The 20,019-nt window shown below is 53.1% G+C and carries 18 protein-coding genes and 1 tRNA gene; 9 read left to right on the plus strand and 10 right to left on the minus strand.

What is annotated here, in order from left to right:
• Positions 1 to 52: 52 nt before the first annotated feature.
• The gene (metF, locus tag N1030_RS05475) at positions 53 to 928 is read right to left on the minus strand and encodes a methylenetetrahydrofolate reductase [NAD(P)H] (protein ID WP_265828182.1); all 876 of its coding nucleotides are present in this window, start codon (positions 926 to 928) and stop codon (positions 53 to 55) included.
• A gap of 335 nt (positions 929 to 1,263) precedes the next feature.
• On the opposite strand from metF, the gene N1030_RS05480 reads away from it, so the two are divergent.
• The 3 genes from N1030_RS05480 (at position 1,264) to N1030_RS05490 (ending at position 2,856) form a co-directional block, all read left to right on the plus strand.
• Positions 1,264 to 1,506: a hypothetical protein gene (locus N1030_RS05480; protein ID WP_265828183.1), complete on the plus strand. Its 243-nt coding sequence runs from the start codon at positions 1,264 to 1,266 to the stop codon at positions 1,504 to 1,506.
• Positions 1,507 to 1,543: 37 nt separating this feature from the next.
• The gene (locus N1030_RS05485) at positions 1,544 to 2,449 is read left to right on the plus strand and encodes a phosphodiester glycosidase family protein (protein WP_265828184.1); all 906 of its coding nucleotides are present in this window, start codon (positions 1,544 to 1,546) and stop codon (positions 2,447 to 2,449) included.
• A gap of 101 nt (positions 2,450 to 2,550) precedes the next feature.
• The gene (locus tag N1030_RS05490) at positions 2,551 to 2,856 is read left to right on the plus strand and encodes an FmdB family zinc ribbon protein (protein ID WP_265828186.1); all 306 of its coding nucleotides are present in this window, start codon (positions 2,551 to 2,553) and stop codon (positions 2,854 to 2,856) included.
• A 137-nt stretch (positions 2,857 to 2,993) separates the two neighbouring features.
• Here the strand turns inward: N1030_RS05490 and N1030_RS05495 are convergent, their stop codons facing one another.
• From N1030_RS05495 to N1030_RS05525, 7 genes are all read right to left on the minus strand, one after another.
• Positions 2,994 to 5,876 (minus strand): chemotaxis protein CheA, encoded by a 2,883-nt coding sequence (locus N1030_RS05495; protein WP_265828187.1) that lies wholly within the window; start codon positions 5,874 to 5,876, stop codon positions 2,994 to 2,996.
• A 142-nt stretch (positions 5,877 to 6,018) separates the two neighbouring features.
• On the minus strand, positions 6,019 to 6,387 hold the full coding sequence (locus N1030_RS05500) for a response regulator (RefSeq protein WP_265828189.1): 369 nt from the start codon (positions 6,385 to 6,387) through the stop codon (positions 6,019 to 6,021).
• A gap of 9 nt (positions 6,388 to 6,396) precedes the next feature.
• On the minus strand, positions 6,397 to 7,131 hold the full coding sequence (locus N1030_RS05505; RefSeq protein WP_265828190.1) for a chemotaxis protein CheW: 735 nt from the start codon (positions 7,129 to 7,131) through the stop codon (positions 6,397 to 6,399).
• A complete protein-coding gene (locus tag N1030_RS05510; RefSeq protein WP_265828191.1) occupies positions 7,128 to 7,904 on the minus strand; it encodes a ParA family protein in 777 nt (258 codons plus the stop codon). The genes N1030_RS05505 and N1030_RS05510 overlap by 4 nt, the downstream gene beginning before the upstream one ends.
• A gap of 39 nt (positions 7,905 to 7,943) precedes the next feature.
• Positions 7,944 to 8,822, minus strand: coding sequence for a CheR family methyltransferase (locus tag N1030_RS05515; protein ID WP_265828192.1), 879 nt, complete (start codon positions 8,820 to 8,822; stop codon positions 7,944 to 7,946).
• The gene (locus tag N1030_RS05520; RefSeq protein WP_265828193.1) at positions 8,823 to 10,751 is read right to left on the minus strand and encodes a HEAT repeat domain-containing protein; all 1,929 of its coding nucleotides are present in this window, start codon (positions 10,749 to 10,751) and stop codon (positions 8,823 to 8,825) included.
• Between the two features lie 54 nt (positions 10,752 to 10,805).
• A complete protein-coding gene (locus N1030_RS05525) occupies positions 10,806 to 11,885 on the minus strand; it encodes a protein-glutamate methylesterase/protein-glutamine glutaminase (RefSeq protein ID WP_265828194.1) in 1,080 nt (359 codons plus the stop codon).
• 240 nt (positions 11,886 to 12,125) lie between these two features.
• Between N1030_RS05525 and N1030_RS05530 the strand changes: the two genes are divergently transcribed.
• Both N1030_RS05530 and N1030_RS05535 read left to right on the plus strand, forming a co-directional pair.
• Positions 12,126 to 12,202: transfer RNA gene (locus N1030_RS05530), tRNA-Pro, on the plus strand.
• A gap of 191 nt (positions 12,203 to 12,393) precedes the next feature.
• Positions 12,394 to 12,885, plus strand: coding sequence for a hypothetical protein (locus N1030_RS05535; protein WP_265828195.1), 492 nt, complete (start codon positions 12,394 to 12,396; stop codon positions 12,883 to 12,885).
• A 93-nt stretch (positions 12,886 to 12,978) separates the two neighbouring features.
• On the opposite strand, the gene N1030_RS05540 is transcribed toward N1030_RS05535, so the two are convergent.
• The gene (locus N1030_RS05540) at positions 12,979 to 13,551 is read right to left on the minus strand and encodes a glycoside hydrolase family 108 protein (RefSeq protein ID WP_265828197.1); all 573 of its coding nucleotides are present in this window, start codon (positions 13,549 to 13,551) and stop codon (positions 12,979 to 12,981) included.
• Between the two features lie 322 nt (positions 13,552 to 13,873).
• Between N1030_RS05540 and N1030_RS05545 the strand changes: the two genes are divergently transcribed.
• Together N1030_RS05545 and N1030_RS05550 are read left to right on the plus strand one after the other, a co-directional pair.
• Positions 13,874 to 15,202, plus strand: coding sequence for a Na+/H+ antiporter NhaC family protein (locus N1030_RS05545; RefSeq protein WP_265828198.1), 1,329 nt, complete (start codon positions 13,874 to 13,876; stop codon positions 15,200 to 15,202).
• 355 nt (positions 15,203 to 15,557) lie between these two features.
• Positions 15,558 to 16,451 carry a flagellin N-terminal helical domain-containing protein gene (locus N1030_RS05550; protein WP_265828199.1) on the plus strand — a complete coding sequence of 298 codons (894 nt, stop codon included), beginning with the start codon at positions 15,558 to 15,560 and terminating at the stop codon, positions 16,449 to 16,451.
• 302 nt (positions 16,452 to 16,753) lie between these two features.
• Here the strand turns inward: N1030_RS05550 and N1030_RS05555 are convergent, their stop codons facing one another.
• Positions 16,754 to 18,124, minus strand: coding sequence for an amidohydrolase (locus N1030_RS05555; RefSeq protein WP_265828201.1), 1,371 nt, complete (start codon positions 18,122 to 18,124; stop codon positions 16,754 to 16,756).
• A gap of 316 nt (positions 18,125 to 18,440) precedes the next feature.
• Here N1030_RS05555 and N1030_RS05560 point away from each other — a divergent pair, with 316 nt between their 5' ends.
• Both N1030_RS05560 and N1030_RS05565 read left to right on the plus strand, forming a co-directional pair.
• Positions 18,441 to 18,941, plus strand: a complete 501-nt coding sequence (locus tag N1030_RS05560; RefSeq protein ID WP_265828202.1) for a hypothetical protein — start codon at positions 18,441 to 18,443, stop codon at positions 18,939 to 18,941.
• On the plus strand, positions 18,938 to 20,011 hold the full coding sequence (locus tag N1030_RS05565; RefSeq protein ID WP_265828203.1) for a hypothetical protein: 1,074 nt from the start codon (positions 18,938 to 18,940) through the stop codon (positions 20,009 to 20,011). Before N1030_RS05560 ends, N1030_RS05565 begins: the two co-directional genes overlap by 4 nt.
• Positions 20,012 to 20,019: the final 8 nt, after the last annotated feature.

The raw sequence follows: 20,019 nt of genomic DNA on the forward strand, positions 1-20,019 counted from the left end.
GCCCCGTATGGCAACATACGGGGCGCTTTTCATTGGTCTTGTCAGATCAAAGCTACTTGAGGCCGACGCGATCTGCTATCTCAAGGCACATGCCCGCCTTGTTCAGCGTATACAAATGAATACCGGGAGCCCCGCCATCTATGAGGCGACGAATCTGTTCCACGGCAAAGGCAAGGCCAGCTTCCTTCACGGCCTGATCTCCGCCCTTCTCGTTAGCTTCTTCAAGCGCAAGGTAAAGCTTGCCGGGAATGTTAGCCCCGCAGAGCGTGAGAATACGCTTAACCGAAGACAGGCTCTGGATGGGAAGAATACCGGGAAGCACAGGGGTATGTACGCCCATGGCGCGCAACTGTTCCACAAAGCTGAAGTACTCACGCACATCAAAGAAGAGCTGGGTAACGATGAAATCGCTTCCGGCATCAACCTTTACCTTGGTGAAAGCAAGATCGTCACGGAAGGTCTGCGACTCGGGATGCGCGGCGGGATAGCCAGCCACGCCGATACCGAAATCCGGGCAGCAGGTGCGCACAAAGGAAACAAGATCAGAAGCGTACTTGAATTCCTGATCAGCCCAGTCAAAATCACCGTTACGGGGAGCATCACCACGCAACGCGAGGATGTTGTTCACGCCTTCGCCACGAAGACGCTGAAGAAAATCGCGAATCTTGCTACCGTCAGCGCCAACACAGGTCAGGTGCGCCATCGGCTCTATGCCGATCACGTTCTTGATATGCGCCGTGATTTCAAGTGTATTATCCTGCGTGGAACCGCCTGCACCATAGGTAACAGACGCAAACAGAGGATTCAGGGCCTTGAGGCGCTCCACGGTACGGAAAAAGCTGGGCCAGTTCTCGCGTTCTTTCGGAGGAAAAAATTCAAGAGAATAAAACGGGGAACTCTGGGCTCTGATAAGGTCAATGATCTTCAATGTTCTATCCTCGTACATTTGGAGCTTGCGTTACGAAACTGCACTGCCGGCAACTTGGCAGCCACCACCACACCTGCTTTCTCAACTTTCATTATCTGAAGATGATACTGAACCAAGCAGGATGGCACCGTTTCCCTTCTGTTGAACTCATATATATCAGGAAATCTTGATACGTCAATATCTAATTATGTTGATTATCGCAAATAAGCATCCCTCGTGCTGGACATTGGGACTGGGGAGATGTACCTCTCAAAAAACACCGGATAATCCTGCGGGGATAGTCATCTCCCCGTAAGTGGAATCGATACGGTTAATACTCTGACACAGGATGATACATGTATTTCTGGCAAATTCTTTTTCTGCTTCTGGCTGCGGCAGTCGCCGCTTATGCCCATCTCCGCCCGCAAAGCGACATAGCTGCCAAGCGTCTGCGCAAGCTGATGATCTGGTTTTTCCCCTATGCATTCATCACAATCGGGCTCTGCGCCCTCTTCCTGCAACCGGCGTGGGTAGCGGTAGTCTTTCTGCTCAGCGCAGCCGCGTGCTTCATCCTGTTTCTTAAAAAAGACATACAATAGCCGTTCATAATATAGCACTACAGCCAGCATATCAGACATGAAATCAGCACACGGCCATACCCAAAGCCCCCGGAAGCGTTGCCTGCAGGCAATCCGCTTCCTCCTTACGGCTTTACTGTCACTGGCTGCCATTCATGCCCATGCTGCTGAGACATGGATCGAACTGGAACCCGGGCTGCACATGGCCTCATTTCCGGTATCCATCACCGACATTTCAGGAGACTCCTTCACACAGGAAGACGGCCTGACTATATTACGCATCCAACCTGCGCACTATGAGTTTGTTCTGCTGACAAGTTCGGAAAAGGGCATCCAGCTGACTCCGGCCCAATGGGCGGAACAGAACAACCTGATTGCCGTAATCAACGCATCCATGTATCTGCCGGACAACCGAAAGAGCACAGGCTACCTGCGCAACGGTGATCACATCAACAACGACTATATCAACAAGCGGTTCGGCTCATTTTTCGTAGCCTCACCGATTCCCTCCCCTGCTGCCAGCTACAACGGTACCACAGCCTCAGCCGCAAAACTGCCTCCGGCGACGATTCTGGACAAACAGGCTGACGACTGGGAATCAATGATTCCCCAATACCGCATTGTCGTGCAGAATTTCCGCATGATCAATGCGTCGCGCGTACCTCTTTGGCCTGAGGCAGGCGACGAGTTCTCCGTCGCCGCCATAGCTATGGACAATACGCAGGCAATACTGTTCATCCACTGCCGCCCTGCAGTGACCGTGCGGGACCTGACGGAACTTCTTCTCGAGTTGCCGCTAGGTCTTCAACGGGCCATGTATGTGGAAGGTGGGCCCCAGGCCAGCCTGCACATAAGGACCGACAAGATCCGCAATACCTGGTCAGGACGCCACGCGGGCGATTTCTGGAGCGGCACCCGGACGGAGTGGCCGCTGCCCAACGTGCTGGGCATTCGCAAACGCTGATGTATCTCCCATTCGGATAAAACGCCTTCCACATGGTTGCCATGCCGAAAAAGAGGTATTAAGTTCTGCCCACATGAACGAGATAGTGTGAGGAGCTTTTCATGCCGTTATACGATTTTATGTGCCGCAAATGCGGCGAGATTTTTGAAGAAATTACCGCCCCCGATTGCACAGGAGGCGAACCCTGCCCTGCTTGCGGCAGCGTGGAAACCGACCGCAAACTCAGTGCCCACTGCGCCATTCCCGGATCCGGCGTCAACCGTATCCCGGGCAGCCTGCAGCGTGGCGGCGGCGCCAAGATGGAGAAGGTTCCCATGCCCAAGAAACCCATTCCACAGCGCCCCAAAGCGGCTGCCTGCCCCAAGGCCGGTGCTTGCCCCAGCGCCGGGGGATGTGGTTCAAAATAACAACATAAGGCCGGGTACCCCGGCCTTTCCTTTTTATGGAGCATTGCGGTGCAGTTCTTTGTAAGGGCCCGCCTCTCCTGCAAACAAAAAAGGCCGGAACTATGTTCCGGCCTTTTCAATTTCTGAAATCAGCTTGACTACATGGCTTTGGAAGTAGCCAACATGTATATCTCGTGCGGATCAAGGATGAGCACAACAGAGCCATCACCCATAATGGTGGCACCGGAAATGCCCTTGACGTCTCCAAGATATTCACCAAGCGGCTTGATAACAATTTCCTGCCGCTCATGCAGCTTATCCACAACAATACCGAGGCGACGCTGGTTATCGTGAATGACGACCACGGACAGAACTTCAGGCTGCTCTTCCGGTTCAGAAAGCTCCAGCAGTTCCGCCATATTCACGATGCCGAGCACTTCGCCGCGCAGGGTAACAGCCTTGCGTCCCTTCACGTCTGTCAGACGGCGTGCCTCAATCTTGGTCGTCTCGGAAACGGCGTCCAGAGGAATGGCGAAGTTCTCACCGGCCACGTTAACCATCAGGGCATCGATGATCGCCAAGGTCAGGGGCAGAGACAGGGTGAAACGCGTGCCCTTGCCGATCTCGGAACTAATGGTGACGCTCCCCTTCAGGTTCTTGATGTTGGTGCGGACAACGTCCATGCCAACGCCTCGGCCGGAGATATCGGTAATGGTTTCGGCAGAAGAGAAGCCGGGGGCGAAGATAAGCTCCATGGCTTCACGGTCATCCAGATTCTTCGCTTCTTCGGGTGAAATGATGCCCTTGCGGATGGCTACTTCGCGCATCTTTTCAGGGTCAATGCCCTTACCATCGTCCTCGATTTCAATGGCGACCGAGTTACCGCGGTGGTAGGCACGCAACCACACCTTGCCCTTGGCAGGCTTGCCTGCGGCAATACGCACATCTTCCGGCTCAACGCCGTGGTCCATGGCGTTTCGAATAAGGTGCACCAACGGGTCACCAATGACTTCCACAACGCTCTTGTCCAGTTCAGTTTCTTCACCTTCCATGAACAGGTCCACTTCCTTGCCGCTCTTGCGGGAAAGGTCACGAACCAGTCGGGGGAATCGTGAAAACACGGAGGACACCGGCACCATTCGCACCTTCATGATGGTATCCTGAAGGTCGTCGGAAATGCGCGCCATGGCATAGGTGGTTTCAGTGAGGTTCTGGGCCACGTCCGCAACATCTACATCCTGCCCGCTTTCCAAATGCCGCGCGAGCATGGTGTAGCGGTTACGGTTGATGATAAGCTCACCGATGAGGTTCATCAGATGGTCGAGCTTTTCATGGTCAACTCGAATGGTGGACGAAGACTTACCCTTGGCCTGATCTCCCTGTGCCGGAGGCGCTGCGGGAGCCGCGGGAGCCGCAGGTTTGGCTGCTGCTGGCTTGGCTGGCGATGCAGCGGGCTTGGCTGCAGGCTTGGGGGCGGTTTTAGGCGCAGCCGGGGCTGCTTTTGGAACCGCCGGGGCAGGCTTGGGGGCCGCAGGAGCCTGAGCAGGCTTAGCCTCAGGCTTCGGCTCAGGTTTGGGTTCGGGCTTCGGAGCAGGGGCAGGTTCTGGCTTGGGAGCGGCCTGAGGCGCAGGTACTTCTTCCTCGGAGACTGCTTCAGCACCAACTGCCACAGGTGCAGCGGTCATCTTGCTCTTGTCTATGCCAAGCTTATCAAGTTCTTCCCCCAGCATGTCGAACAGGATGTCTATTTCCTGCGACAGGATGGGCAGCATGAGGCCAAAATCAAGATCGCTGCTGCGAGCATTATCCACCAGCCCTGCCGTACGTCCGGCATGCACCTTTACGGCTTCAAATCCCATGTAACCGCTGGAATTCTGCACCGTGGTCAGGCTTCTGAACAAAACATCGATGTAATCGCGCTGGGAGGCATCCTTTTCAAGCTCGCTCATGGCCAGATTGATGGCGGCATTCTGCTGTGCGGTTGTTGTGAGGAAAAGGTCCACATCCTCCTCATCAAGCCCGCTGTCCCCTGCTACCTCTGCAGAATCAGGCACGTCAGCAGCCGAAACATCCGCAGCAGCAGGCGCAGGTGCGGCAGCTTCCTGCCGTCCTCTCACCGGAGCCTCGATAACACCTTCATTCACAGCCTTCTGCAACAAGGTTACGGCATCCGTAATAACCAGAGGAGTCACGGTACCGGATGAGGGATCCACCTTGGCAACGAGGCTGTCTATAATATCAACGACGAAAAGCAAAAGATCGATCAACCCCTGAGAAACAGCAAGTTCGCCCTTGCGAGCACGATTCAGCAGGGTCTCCGCCTCATGCGTGATGCTGTTCAACTCGTTAAAGCCGATAATGCCGCTGTTGCCTTTCAAGTTATGGAAATAGCGGAAGATATCGTTAACAAGTTCGCCTGGCTCCTGAGGGTTCTTCTCAAGTTCAAGCAGACCGCTACTGAGGACTTCCGTCATCTCGCGAGCTTCTTCAATAAAGTCGCGCAGATGCCCTTCACCAAAGGCGGTCAGGGAATACGGAGTGCCTTCTCCCATCTCCAGAGAGGATGCATCATCAGACAGTACGCCCTCTGCAGCCACTTCAACAGGTTCTGCCGGAACTGCTTCGGCTGCAGCTGTAGCAGGAGATTCTCCTGCAAGCAGGGCATCAAGCGTATGGATAATGGGCTCCGTCTCTACATCACCTTCGCCCCCTTCCGTCTCCAGATTGTCGATCATCTGGCGCAGGGCATCAGTGGCAGACAGAATTACGTCCATGATCTCGGCCGTGACGCTCATGTCGCCCTTTCGCAGCTCGTCCATAATGTTCTCGGCCTTGTGCGCAAGAACATTGATTTTGTTCAAGCCCAAAAAACCGGAAGCGCCCTTGAGGGAATGCATGGGACGGAAAATTTCGTTGAGCAGCGAGACATTGCCCGGCTCCTTTTCGAGCTCAAGCAAGTTCGGCTCGATGGTCTCGAGATGCTCTTTCGCTTCAACTATAAAGTCCGCAAATATTTCCGGATCCATGAAATCTTGACTCATGTTGCATCCTCAACGTTGGAGAGCCCTGCGCAATAGAGAACAGTAACCAACTGATTTTTCAGGAACATCATTCAATTCAAACTAAAGAGACGATAAAAACACTTGTTGTTGCAATAACATATCGGCATCAACTTAAAAAAGCTTAGCCCAAAAGCATTTTTACGTTCTTAACCATCTTCTCGGGCTGAGCGGGCTTAACCATGTAGAGGTTTGCACCAAGACTCATCCCCATCTGAATATCCTTATCCTGCCCTTCCGTGGAAAGCATGACAATGGGGAGATCCCTGTAGGCATCCTGCTCACGGACGGTCTTGATGAAGGTAAAACCGTCCATGCGGGGCATGTTCACGTCGGAAATAATCAGGTCGACACGATCGGCGGAATACAGTTTCTCCAGGCCATCAAGCCCGTCTTCAGCCGTAGTTACCTTGAATCCTTCCTTTTTCATAATGAAGGCCACCAAGTTACGAACCGTCTTGGAATCATCAACAATAAGAATATGCTTGCTCATTCCGGCCTCCTAAATCTGAAGAACACTATCTACTATATGATCAACAGAAATTATTCCGATCAACTCATCCCCGGATTTCATCAGCCCGGAAATGAAATCAACATTCACCCCGAGGTGCGACTCAATGGCCCAGTCTATCATATCCTGCGTTGCTCTATACATCGTGTGCACCGCTTCGATCATCAATCCGATCTGCAAACCGTGCCGACGGCAGACAACAATGAACTGGTCCTGATTCTCCTTGGAGGATGGTATACCGAGCAGATCCCGCAGACGGACAAGAGGTGTCACCCTGCCACGAAGATTCACCACCCCGGCAATGAATGAAGGTGCGGCCGGCAAACGGGTCGGCGGCATGTAGCGCAGCACCTCCTGAACGGTCATGATCGGCACGGTAAATTCCTGAGAACCGACATAAAAACTTACCAGCTGCAATTCCGGCGCATTCCGCAGTTGCTCCGCAAGGTCAGGCTCGCGTTCAATGGCAGGAGCAGTCCTGTTTTTGGCCTTCACAGCTCCTGCCGCAACGGACTCTGCTGCGCCAGCCCGTCCGCCGGAAACAGCTGCCGTGGCCGCAGTTGCCTGCGGAGGTTCCAGCCCCAGCTTCTTGAGAGCTGCAGCCTGATCCATGCCGAGATACTTCTGCATGAATGCCAGCTCTGCAGGGGTAAACTGTCCCTTTTCTCCAGCCGGAGCAGTTACAAACTCCTGATCCTGGAAATACTCTTCCGGTGTCTTGATCATAGCAACATCACTATCTCGTTAGCGAGGAGCTCATATCCTTTAGCCCCGCGACATTCCGGATCAATATCGTACACAACCTTGCCAAGGGCGCTTGCATCACGAAAGCGCGTATCAATGCCAATAACAGTCTTAAACATTTTGTCGCCCATTTTCTTACCCAGCAACTCCAGAACCCTGCGACAGGCACCGGCACGCTTGTCATACATCGTGGGCAGAGCGCGATAGTTAATTGGCTCGGGTAACACCTTGTTCAGCAGGCGTATACTGTCAAACAGCAACTTCAGACCATGCAACGCCAGAAAATCCGTCTGAATGGGAATAATCAGCAAGTCGCAGGCCACCAACGCATTAATCTGCAGCAATCCGAGATGCGGGGGGCAGTCCAGAATGACGTAGTCGTATTCCTTGCTAACCAATCCAAGCGAAAGTTTGAGAATCCCGCCCTTTCCGGGCCTGTCCCTGAGATCTCCCTCCAGCTCCGAAAGCCGGATAGACGCAGGCACCATGTCAAACAGCTGCCCTTCCTGCCGGTAACGAATTTTCTGCCAGACCTCCATCCAGCTTTCTTCCGGACTCGTGAACAGGTCATACGCCGTGAATTCAACCGAATCCGGATAATAACGCTGGTGCACCGAAGCGCATGCATGCGGGTCCAGATCCATGACCAGAATCCGTTTACCCATTCTTGCCAACGCAGCTCCGAGAGACAGAGCCGTGGTCGTCTTGCCCACGCCCCCTTTCTGGTTGGCCACTGCCAGAATTCTACTGTTCATTACAGCACCCCTGCAGCCCGGTGTGTCACACGTCCTCCGTTACTCCAGCTTCCTGTAGACAATAGCCCCTTTATGATGTTCCGGCTTGAAGGCGCGCGTTATGTTATGCAGCGACTCTGAATGGCCGATAAGCATGGAACCGCCCGGGAGCAGGTTGTCGTAGAAGGACCCGATAACCTGCTTCTTCATGTTGTCATCAAAGTAGATGATAACGTTGCGGCAGAATACGACATGCGAAGGCTCAACCCGTTTAAGCTGCATACGGTCGCTCAAATTGATCTGACCGAAGGAGACAAGACGCTTTACTTCAGGCTTCACCTTGTACACCAGATCGCTCTGCGTAAAGTAACGGGATACTATTTCCTTGGGAGTCGTCCGCAGCGCATATTCCGTATAGATGCCCCTTCGGGCAGACATGAGCACTGCCTCGGAAAGGTCGTTGGCCGTAATCTTGATGTCCCAAGCACTGATCTCTGTCTTGAGAACATCGTGCAGAATCATGGCAATGGTATACGGCTCTTCACCTGTGGAACAACCGGCAGACCAGATGCGCAGTTTTTTCTGACGCTTTTTGCGCAGATCATCCAGAAGCGGAGGCAGGACATTCTCCTCAAAAACCTTCAGCTGCGGCGGATTCCTGTAGAAACTGGTTTCATTGGTGGTGACCACCTCGAACAGCTTCGACAATTCCTGACGCTTGCCCGCATCGTAACGCAGGAAATAATAATACTCCCCGAAGGTTTTGAGATTCAGTTCCTTGAGCCGGTTGGCAAGACGGTTTTCGATGAGATACTTGCGGTTATCCGCGATGTAGATACCGCATTGATCATAAATGAAATCCCTAAGTTGTCGGAATTCCTCATCGGAGACCTTCTGCTCCTTCTTCAGGGTGATCGTCTTCGAGAACAGTGAAGACATCTACTCTCCCTCCCCTTCGTTCTGGCGAATCTTCTCCGCCGCTTCCTGCGCCGCCTGCTGCAATTCCGGATCCTCATGATCCAGAAGCGCCAGCAACGCACGGAAGGCCATCTTGCCGCCAATTTCGCCAAGAGCCTCGGCAGACTTCAAACGAACCAGCGGACTCTCGGATTCAAGCAATTCGATCAGACGTGTTACGCCAGCCTTGCTGGCCCGTTTTCCCAAGGCCTCAATTGCGCGAACGACAACCCAGTCATCTGAATCCTGCAAGGCTTCAATCAGATGAGATTCAACATCTTCAGATACACATCCGCCGATAAGGTCGACTAGCGCCAGACGTACTTCACGGTTTTCATCATGCAGACGGGGAACAACAAGAGAAAGCCTGTCAAATTCGGCCGAACACCCCTGAAACAACGACTCAAGCGCTATCTTGCGTATATCCGGCACTTCGTCTTCCAATGCCGCAGTCAAAATCTCCAGATTCTCATCCACACCCAACTTGCCGAGAGCATAGACAGCCATCATACGCTGGAGCGGGTCGGGACTGTTGTGATAATCACGGAAACGTTCAACCATATGCGGATCTTCAAGCGCAATGCAGGCATCAAGAGCGGCTTCCTTCACGTCGTCATAAGGATGCTCAAGCAGGGCAAACAGCCTGTCGCCGCTTTCAACGGATTTGATCCTCTCGCCAAGGAAGTAAAGGGCAGACTTGAGAACATTACCATCCTTATGACGATCAAGCACGTCAAGGAAGAACTCTCTGGCCTCTTCATCAGCCGTTTCCGCAAGGGCATGTATAATCGCCCGCTGCTCATCGCGATTCTTGCTCCAGAACTCATCAATAAGGAGCTGAACAGCGGCCTTGTCCTCCATATGCAGGATGGCTTCCACGGCAATACGAACGGAGTATTCGTCACCAGTGCGGACAACTTCCGCGATGGCGGGATTAAACCCGATGGAGGCGATGCTTTGGACAATCGCAAGTAGACGCTCATGATCCCTGTCCGCATCAAGCGTAGCTGCAAGGCGCATCAGCTCCGCAGAGGCCTTCTCGCCCCCAACGTATCCCAGTCCCAGCACGGCGGCGTCCTGAATATCCTCGTCTTCATCCTCAAGCGCTGCCAGCAGGTACAGGCGGAATTTGTCGCGCTCCTTGTCTACAAGCAAATTGAGCGATTTGCCGCCCAGAATCTGGACAATGGCCTTCACGATCTTGTTGCGCAATGGTCCGGGAGAGGAATCCAGTCGCTTCATGAGCACGCTCACGGCCTTGATGTTGCCCATTTCGCCAAGCGCTTCCACAATCATGGAGCAGACAAGATCCGAACTGGTATCAAGCGCCCGCGCCAGCGCATTCACCGATGAATCGACACCGATCTTGGCAAGCGCCTCAATTACGGAAAACTGCACCCACTCCTCATCCTTCATGGCCTTGTTAAGACAGTCTGCCGCTTCGGAAAAACCGAGAGTGCCAAGGCTGACTGCAGCCTGATACCGCACATTGACCTCGGGGTCCTTGAGCAGAGCCTCGCACAAAGGAGCAACCGCGATGCGATTGTCGGAGGTGCCGAGAATATCGGACATGAATATGCGAATGTCCGGATCATCATCATGCAGCAGGTCAATAAGGGCTTGCAGGTCATGCGCCCCTACCTCGCGCAGAATATCCATGGATATATTGCGCAGCGGCGCGTCATCAGAACGCAACAACGGAATGACGGCCTGAACGACCGCATCGCCACCAATCTGGCGCAACGCCCTGTCTGCGGCCTCCTGAACCCCAAGGTTGGAACTCTGAATGTGTTTTGCAAGTAACGGGATAGCTTCTGCGACCTTCATCTGACCGGCGGCAAAAGCTGCCTCACGGAGCTCCGCAGGCTCTGAACTATTCAACTGCTTCAGTATATCGGTATGCTCAGACATGTCCCCATCCTTGCTGCAAAGTCGATCATCATTTCCAAACGGAGGCCCGCTGGACTATTTGTACAATCCCGCCATAATGGCTTCCGCTATGTCATCAATATCATGAATTTCGTCAGCGAGACCGGCATCCACTACCGCCTTGGGCATTCCATACACAACGCAACTGGCGTCGCTCTGTGCAATGGATCGTCCACCCTTCTGTTTCAATACGCGCATACCTTCTGCTCCGTCACTTCCCATGCCGGTAAGGATAACACCGAGCGCTTTGCGACCAACGCTGTTGCCCACCGATTCCATGAGCACATTGGCAGAAGGCTTGTACAGAGCATCAGCAGGTTCAGGCGTAACAACAAGCTCCATCCGGCCACCACGCAGATCCAGACGGATATGCTTGCCGCCCGGAGCCACATAGGCCATACCGGGAGCTATTTTATCACCGGTTTCCGCTTCCTTGACTGTAATCTTGCATACGCCGTCCAGACGCTTTGCAAAGGGTCCGGTGAAAGCGGCTGGCATATGCTGGGCTATCAGGATGGTAGCCGGAAAATCAGCCGGCAACTGGGAAAGCACTTTCTGAACAGCAGGCGGACCGCCCGTGGAAACGCCGATGGCCACGATATCTCTCGTTGGCCTGCCATTGCGTGCCACAACCGGCTTGGGAGCTGCCGCAGTTGCAGCTGCGGTTCCGTTAACCGCAGCAACAGGACGGACAGGACGGCTGGGGCGGGGCGGAATGAAGCGTCTGCGTGAGATGTGCTTCACCTTTTCCTGAAGATCCTCTTCTATCTTTACTATATCCAGAGAGACCTTGGAAAGCTGTTTGGGAATAAAATCAACTGCCCCAAGCTCCATGGCCTTCAGAGTTGCCTCTGCCCCCTCAACGGTAAGGGAACTGACCATGAGAACGGGCCTTGGCATTTCCATCATGATATGACGAAGAGCGGTAAGCCCGTCCATGCGGGGCATTTCAATATCAAGCGTCACAACATCGGGGTTATGCTTGCGGATCATTTCAAGGCCCTCCTGCCCGTCACGGGCAGTGGCCACCACTTTGATCTCCGGATCCTTTTCAAGCATGCTGCTCAACGCCTTCCTCATGAAAGCGGAATCATCAACTACAACAACTGTAATCACCCGTCACTCCTTGCGAATCTCGGTGACAAAAATCAACTCGGGCTTATGTGATTGAAAAGAGCGAGCTATAGGCGCCACGGGGCTGTCGAGCCTCGCTGCATGAGGGACGGCTCTTGTCCCCATAGCCCTATGGTAGATAATTTCGAATGTTAATCAATACTAAATAAAATAAAATATTTTGGCAACGCACGAAAAAAAGCTTGCATTCATTTGGGAGCTACGATAGTTACCACCTCCTCACGGGATGTGGCTCAGTTTGGTAGAGCGCTGCGTTCGGGACGCAGAGATCGAAGGTTCGAATCCTTTCATCCCGACCATAAAAAGCAAGGGCTTGCGGAAAACTCCGCAGGCCCTTTTCTTTTCCGGCAAACAGTAAGATAAGGGGGGCGTTGTTCCCCGCAACCTCTGCCAACAATGTATTGTGCATCACAAAGGACATGCGACAATGCGTAACAAGCTTATCTTTTTGTGCATTTTTGCCCTTTGCTCCGCCTGCACCGCACGGAGCATGAATCAGTATCAACCTAGCCGAACCCAATGGGAATCCGGCAATGTCGTGTATGCGGTTGTGGACAAGGATACCACCGAACTCGTCAGAGTAAGCACCTTGCTGCAACGGGTTTCCGTCTCCGGCGACAGCACGGAGGCCCGCTACACCTTTGCCGGACCGGAAGTCATGGTCATTGTCGATGCCGGCATCACAACCGAAGATAATGGCATTGCGTTTCAGGAATCCCAATTTGGCAGCCGCTCCACCATATTCGGCCTGCATGACGGCTATTCCGTCCTGACCGTTAATGGCGTCTCTTCGCTCTGTGACGGCAGCAATCCTTTCGCCCAGAAGCGCATTGCCACCAAATACTGCGAGACGCTGCCGCCTGACCAGGACAAGTGGGAATGGCGCAGGCTTGATCATGAAACCCTCATCAACGATGAAGGCAAAATCGGCATGCTGAACGCGCTAAGACAACGCAAGATGCAAACACTGAAGTTCCGCTAGACTATAAAAACGGCCCGACATATCGGGCCGTTTCTGTTTTCCGGACATCACTTCTATATCGCAACGGCTCCACGGCATGAATGAGGCGTAACGCTACCACCCCACCCGCTTTTCAAGCCAGCCGCGCACATACTTGCGCTTAACAGGATCTGTAAGCGCATTTTCCATGTACCTGACTCCCTGATAGCAGTTGAGACCGATGACCAAAGCCTGCCCGCGCCCTTTGTCCGTCAACGTCTTCATGGCTTCCACAGTCTTCGGGCCCAATTTGCCGTCTATGACCAGGTCGGGAAAATACTTCTGTCTGTCGTTCAACGCATTGCAAGCGGACTGCAAGTACCTGACAGTTGCCGAGAAAGGCAGGTTTACAGCCTGCTCAAAAAGCTCTGCAGCCAGATCCTGCGGGACCTTATCACAGGCCAACCTATCCCAGAACTCACGTTTGTAAAAATCGCGGCAGGCCGCATCCAGTTCTTCATTGACATCCAGCGATGCCGGGAAACCGGCCTTTCCCTTTGCTGCGTCAATAATACTCCAACCGCTCCAGCCGGCATGATAGCGTCTGGCAATTCCTTTATAGGTCTCACCACCAGCATCGTCCGGGTCGTCAACGTAGCCGCCTTCAATACCAATCAGCTTTACATATTCCTGATCAAAATCACTCATGGCTGCCCTCTCATATGATTACATAGTGTACCGGCATCAGGACCAAGCCCTCTGCACAACGATCTATATATCAGACCAGCAGGCTCCACTGTTATAATGACAAGTCGACTGAGTTCCGCACACACAACCGGGCGCGACAATCTAGCAGCACATTAGCGAAAATACGATTAATCCTTCACAAAATTCTTTCCAGAGGAAACAGACTCACAGTTTGCGCCCTGAAAAGTGCTGGACAACTCGAATATCAGGATATAAGGAAAACCGCATATACTTTTCCGGAGGCAAATTCCTCCATCAAGATCACTGCAACGGAGCGATACCCATGAACACCCCGTCACAAAACCAAAGCCCCAGCGGCATTGCGCTGCTGCCGCTGGCACTATTTCTTATCATATTCATCGGCACCGGTTCTCTGTTGACCATGCAAGGCGTGAGCATGGCCTTCTACCAGCTCTCCGCAGCGGTTGCCATTCTGCCCGCCATTGCGCTGTCCCTGATAATGGGCAAAGGCAAGCTGGAAAAGAAGATCGGCACATTCCTTTCCGGCGTTGGCGACATCAATATCATCACCATGTGCGTGATCTACTTGCTTGCCGGAGGCTTTGCCTCTGTAGCCAAGACCATTGGCGGGGTTGACGCCACGGTTAACATGGGCCTCTCCCTTGTTCCAGCTCAGCTGGTGCTGCCCGGTCTGTTTGTCATCTCCGCCTTTGTTTCCACGGCAATGGGCACCTCCATGGGAACCATTGCAGCCATTGCTCCCATTGCGGCCGGTGTAGGCGACCAGACCGGCATGTCCGCCGCCCTTCTCATGGGGGCGGTAGTTGGTGGCGCCATGTTCGGCGACAACCTCTCCATGATATCCGACACCACCATTGCGGCCACCCGCACACAGGGCTGCAACATGAGCGACAAGTTCCGCATGAACCTGCTCATTGCACTGCCTGCTGCCCTTGCGACGATTCTGCTTCTGGTCGTGACCGGCGCGACCGGCGCAACCGCCTCGCCCGCGGACTGGGATTTCATCCGCGTCATTCCCTACATTGCCATCCTTGGTCTTGCTGTGGCAGGCATCAACGTATTTGTCGTACTTGCGGCAGGCATTGTCATGTGCGGCGCTGTTGGACTTGCCGTACAGCCAGACTTCACCCTGCTCACCCTTGCACAGAGCATTTACAACGGCTTTTCAGGCATGCACGAAATTCTGGTGCTCTCCATGCTTGTGGGCGGTCTTGGCGAACTCATCCGCCAACAGGGCGGCCTGCTCTGGCTGCTCGAACGCATCAACCGACTCGCCCACCGGGCTGGCAAGGGCAACGCACGACGCTCCGGCGAGGTTAGCATTGCCGCGCTGGTATCGCTTGCCGACGTATGCACCGCCAACAACACTGTCGCCATCATCCTAAGCGGTGGTCTGGCCAAGGAAATCGCCGAAGACAGCGGTGTTGATCCCCGCCGCAGCGCAAGCCTGCTCGACATATTCTCCTGCATCGTGCAGGGGCTGGTCCCCTATGCTGCGCAAGTTCTGCTGGCAGGTTCCATCGCCAAGATTTCGCCCATCAATGTAGCCGCCAACAACTGGTACTGCCTCATCCTTGCGGTCGTATCCATTGGCGCCATTGTAACCGGCTTGCCGCGTACAAAGAAGTAACGCACACTCATAGCCTACCAAACTGACAAGCCCGCACCTGAAACTCAGGTGCGGGCTTTCTTCGTCTCGTCAAGCAACTACGAGAACGCGCGAAAAGACTGCCTGCGACAGTTTTTTTAAATTTTCGCTCACATTCACAGACAAAACAACACTGCTTAATGAAAAAATTTTATTATTTATAGATAGATATGAAAAATTATTAAAAAATCAAAATTCACCCTAAAGCTATCCAACCCTAAAGCCGATATGACCAGCGAGTGGGGAGGGGAGAATCTATGGTCAGAAGGAGGTTCATCGCACCTGACCGTATCCCCGTTTGGCAAGGAAGCCGTGACCTATTCAAGGAGGAATGGTCATGAGTCTTATCATCAATCACAACTTGATGGCCAACAACGCCGCCCGCAACCTGAGCACCTCGTACAACGGCCTTTCGACTTCGATCCGCCGTTTGTCTTCCGGTCTCCGGGTGGGAACTGCAGCCGATGACGCCGCCGGTCTCGCAATCCGCGAACTCATGCGCGCCGACATCGCCTCGCTGAACCAGGGCGTACGTAATGCCAACGACGCTATCTCGCTTATTCAGACCGCCGACGGCGCGCTCTCAGTAATCGACGAGAAGCTCATCCGAATGAAGGAACTGGCAGAACAGGCGGCAACGGGTACCTACACCTCTGACCAGCGTCTGATCATCGACTCCGAGTATCAGGCAATGGCCTCGGAAATTACCCGAATCGCCAACTCAACGGACTTCAACGGTGTGCATCTGCTGAACGGTCACCTGTCCGGTGACACGCATTCCGGCTCGGCCGTCCAGCCCACCGGTAAGATGAAGATCCACTTCGGCACCAAGAACGACTCCGCCGAAGACTATTACTACATCAAGATCGGTACGGCCACAGCCTCGGCCCTTGGCCTCGGCTCCCAGGCCTCAGCAACCAGCAAGGGTTACACGATCTCGACCCAGTCTGCCGCACAGGCAGCACTGGTTGGACTTGAAAACGCCATTGTTTCGAAGGACAAGATTCGCGCTGCTCTGGGTGCCATCCAGAACCGGTTGGAAAACACCATCTCCAACCTGCAGATTCAGGCTGAAAACCTTCAGGCCGCCGAATCCCGTATCTCCGACGTGGACGTATCGACTGAAATGACCGAATTTGTGCGCCAGCAGATTTTGTCGCAGTCCGCAATCGCCATGCTTTCGCAGGCAAACACCCTGCCCCGTCTCGCCCTGAACCTACTGGGCGGCTAACGGATACAGGCACGCGGACTTCAGTAAAACAGACGACCCATATTCAGGGCTTCTTAAAAATGCCCGGGCATATGGAGCGATGCAAACGACTTCATGGAACGACCAGATCCTCCTCACTCATTTCCAAGCGCCAGAAGAGCCCCCGAAAGGGGGCTCTTTATTTATTCCATTCGCGTCAGCGAAGTGAACGACCTACGGATTGGTCAAAGACATGATCGGGCGCAAGATTCAACACCGGCGCCAGAAACAAAAGCCTCGGCTTTTCACTGCACGAACACGATGCTGTGTTCACCTGCAGCCTTCTACCGCACCTGCACCACAGGGAAACGAGGCTTCAGTTCAATGCCTGCTCGCTTGCGGATATGCCCTGCCCGCTCCTGCGCTTCCGCAAGGATGGCCGCTTCATCAAGGCCCGTAACCACCCTGTCCTGCATGAGCCATTTGCCGTTACACATATTATGCGTCACGTTGCTGGAATGCATGCTGTACACAAGGCTGGACACAGGATCGTGAACCGGCACGGAACCGGGACCATTCATGGGATCAACAACAATAAGGTCGGCCTTCTTGCCGGGAGCCAGAGAGCCTATTTCGTCATCCCAGAGCACGGCGCGCGCGCCGTTCACAGTAGCCATTTCCAGCATGCTTTCAGCAGGGACGGTGGTGGGATCAAGAGTGCGCCCCTTATGGATAACGGCGGCAAGATACATCTCATCCATCATATCCATGCGGTTGTTGCAGGGAGCGCCATCCGTGCCAAGCGAAACGCATATGCCACGCGCCAGCATCTCCGGTACATGGGCAAAACCGAGCACCCGCATGGCCGCACCGGGATTATGGGAAACCTTCACGTCATGCAGGCGGAACAGATCAAGCTCACGCGGGGTAAGCCATACGGTATGCACAGCCAGCAGATTCGGCCCAAGCACGCCCAGATTATTCAGATGTTCCACAGTGGAAGACCCACGGGTCGCGCGGGCGAAATCTACCTCTTCCTTCACTTCAGAGACATGCATGTGCATGCCTATGCCCCGGGCATCGGCAATTTCCTTGGTTCGACACAACAGCTCATCGGAATTGTTGAAAATGGTACGTAGCCCCATCCAGTAACGAATGCGTCCCTCAGCGGTGTTGTGCCATCGATCATGCAATTCAAGCTGGATGACCAGCGCCTCATCCGTGGATTCCCTATGCTCGGGTAAAATGCCCTCACCGCAATCCATGGTGGAACGGGCCAGAATGCCACGAATACCAGCCTTCTGCACGGCACGCCCCATGGCGTCCACATGGCGACCGCCAGGCTCGGCGAAGCAGGTTACACCGGACTTGATCAACTCAAGGCAGCAGGCAAGCGCAGAGACATGCACGTCCTCTTCGGTCATGGAAAGCTCATAGGGCCACGTACGGTCATGCAGCCAGGTAAGCAGATCCACGTCATCGCCCAGACCGCGCCCCAGTTGCTGGCAAAGGTGCACATGGCTGTTCACCAGCCCCGGCAGCACGATACGGCCGGTCACGTCCAGCACCTCGGTTCCTTCGGGTATGCTCTCCTCCGGAATGCTCCCCACGGCCTTGATGGTATCGTTCTCCACCAATACATCGCCGTTGACGAACATTTCACGGCGTTCGTTCATGGAAAGAATCAACCCGTTACGCAACAATATATGGGACATACAGCCTCCTGAGTGATCAGATAATTCGTGAAGCCGTGGGGGTACAGACTCGGACAGAATGTGTCAATAAAACTGACACGATAGAAGTCAAATATGAAGCGCTATACCAACACAATAAAAAGAGATCGCCAACCGACAAAACCACAAATATATAATAAACAAACAGCAAAGCTATACGTACACTTCGCTAATGAAGTTATTGTTATCTAGCACAGATTAACTGGTCAGAATTCAGAACAATCTTCGTGACCAAAATAAAAAATACAATAACAATCATAGATTAAAGGATACTAGCCTTTTGGAGGAGAAGTTCCATATGCCAACCCAAGATAACGTCATTAAAACCATTTTTTACTTCATGTTCATACTGGCTATGACGTACAACTTCTACCCGCTTTGGATAGCGGCCTGTGAGTATTCTTACATCATCATTCTCAATGATCCTGAGCCACAACTACTTTTGAACATAACCACCATATACCTCAAGACAGCCCCGGTACGATCCACGCACATTCAGACAGCATCCAATGTAATCGCATCATTCATTGTGTACACCTGCTTCGCGAAAGACAAGAGCAAGCAACTCAACACAGCAGGTTACGTGCTTATGACAACACTTGGCTTGCACCTTGCCCTCGGAATCTTCATGTCGCATCAATTCGTCAGCATCCCGGAATACAAAAGATTCATGATATTCCCCCAATCCATACCAAGACTTATCGATGACGCCAATGAAGCTATTAAATTTTCGTCAACCTACCTCGTATTCATCCTTGGCTATCTTGGTTTCCTCCCTCTCAAAAAGGAGTTCGCATGATCCTACGCTTTGCCCTCATGTGCCTCGTTGTCCTCTGCGGAACCAGCCATGCAACAACGGTAATCTCGCGCGTTGCTGCCGACAATATGGCAAACATTACGCCGAAGGTCACGGCTGAAGACTGCAAGATCACATGTACACAAAACGAACCCGGCATGTGGAAATATGATGTGCCAATAACGGAACAACTGCTGACAACAGTCCACATCAACACCAGCGAACAATTGCCCCCAACCTTCGCATTCGCCCCCATGAAGCTGCAAATCCCCTTGCACGAACAGGACAGTATTATCAACATAGTCATTCATCCCGTCATCCGGCCCCAGAACTACGCGAACACCGTGCGAAAATTGTACAGCACCAGCCTTGATCCCCAAAGAATAACCACCAACCAACTGCAGTGCTTTTTCCAACAAGCCCGTACCGTCAGCCATGAGATGCTGAAGGAACACAAGAAAGGTAGCTCGACAGGCGTAGTCTGGACCATGCTGGGCGTGTACATGTTCCTTCAATCCTACAGCCAACTCGACAACCGCATGTACTTAACCCCTAAAGATGAAGAAGAAATTGTGGAGGCTGCGGCATGGCTGGAAAAGGCTATAGAAGACTACCCAGAAAAGGCGACAAGAAACCTACCCGGGAACGCAAACGTCAAGCAGCTACTGGAAGAAGTAAAATACGCAAAAGCGAAGCAGCAAAAGGTATTGTGGCAGTCCATAATATGTACCCAAGACACAGCCAAACGCCACAACCTGTTGCTGTCCTATGACAGGATGGTAAGGGAAGCCGCAGATAACAGCTTCTCCAAGACCACTTATTACAAACAACTGGGAATTGACGAATCGCATATACTGTCAGCACTAGCCAACACCATGTCCACTCTGATCAAAGAGGGAAAGTACAACGGCGACCCCATTCCTGCATTGCAAAGACATATTGACCAGATGATATTCTTTTCCACGAATATGGAGAAGAATTCAACCATGTTCAGCATGCTCATGTCAGACATCCACACACTTAAAAACCTGAAAGAGTACCTATCTAAAAAACATGGTATGCATCAGAACTGAAAAGGTAA

This window comes from Desulfovibrio mangrovi, from assembly GCF_026230175.1.
GTDB classification, from domain to species: Bacteria; Desulfobacterota; Desulfovibrionia; order Desulfovibrionales; family Desulfovibrionaceae; genus Halodesulfovibrio; species Halodesulfovibrio mangrovi.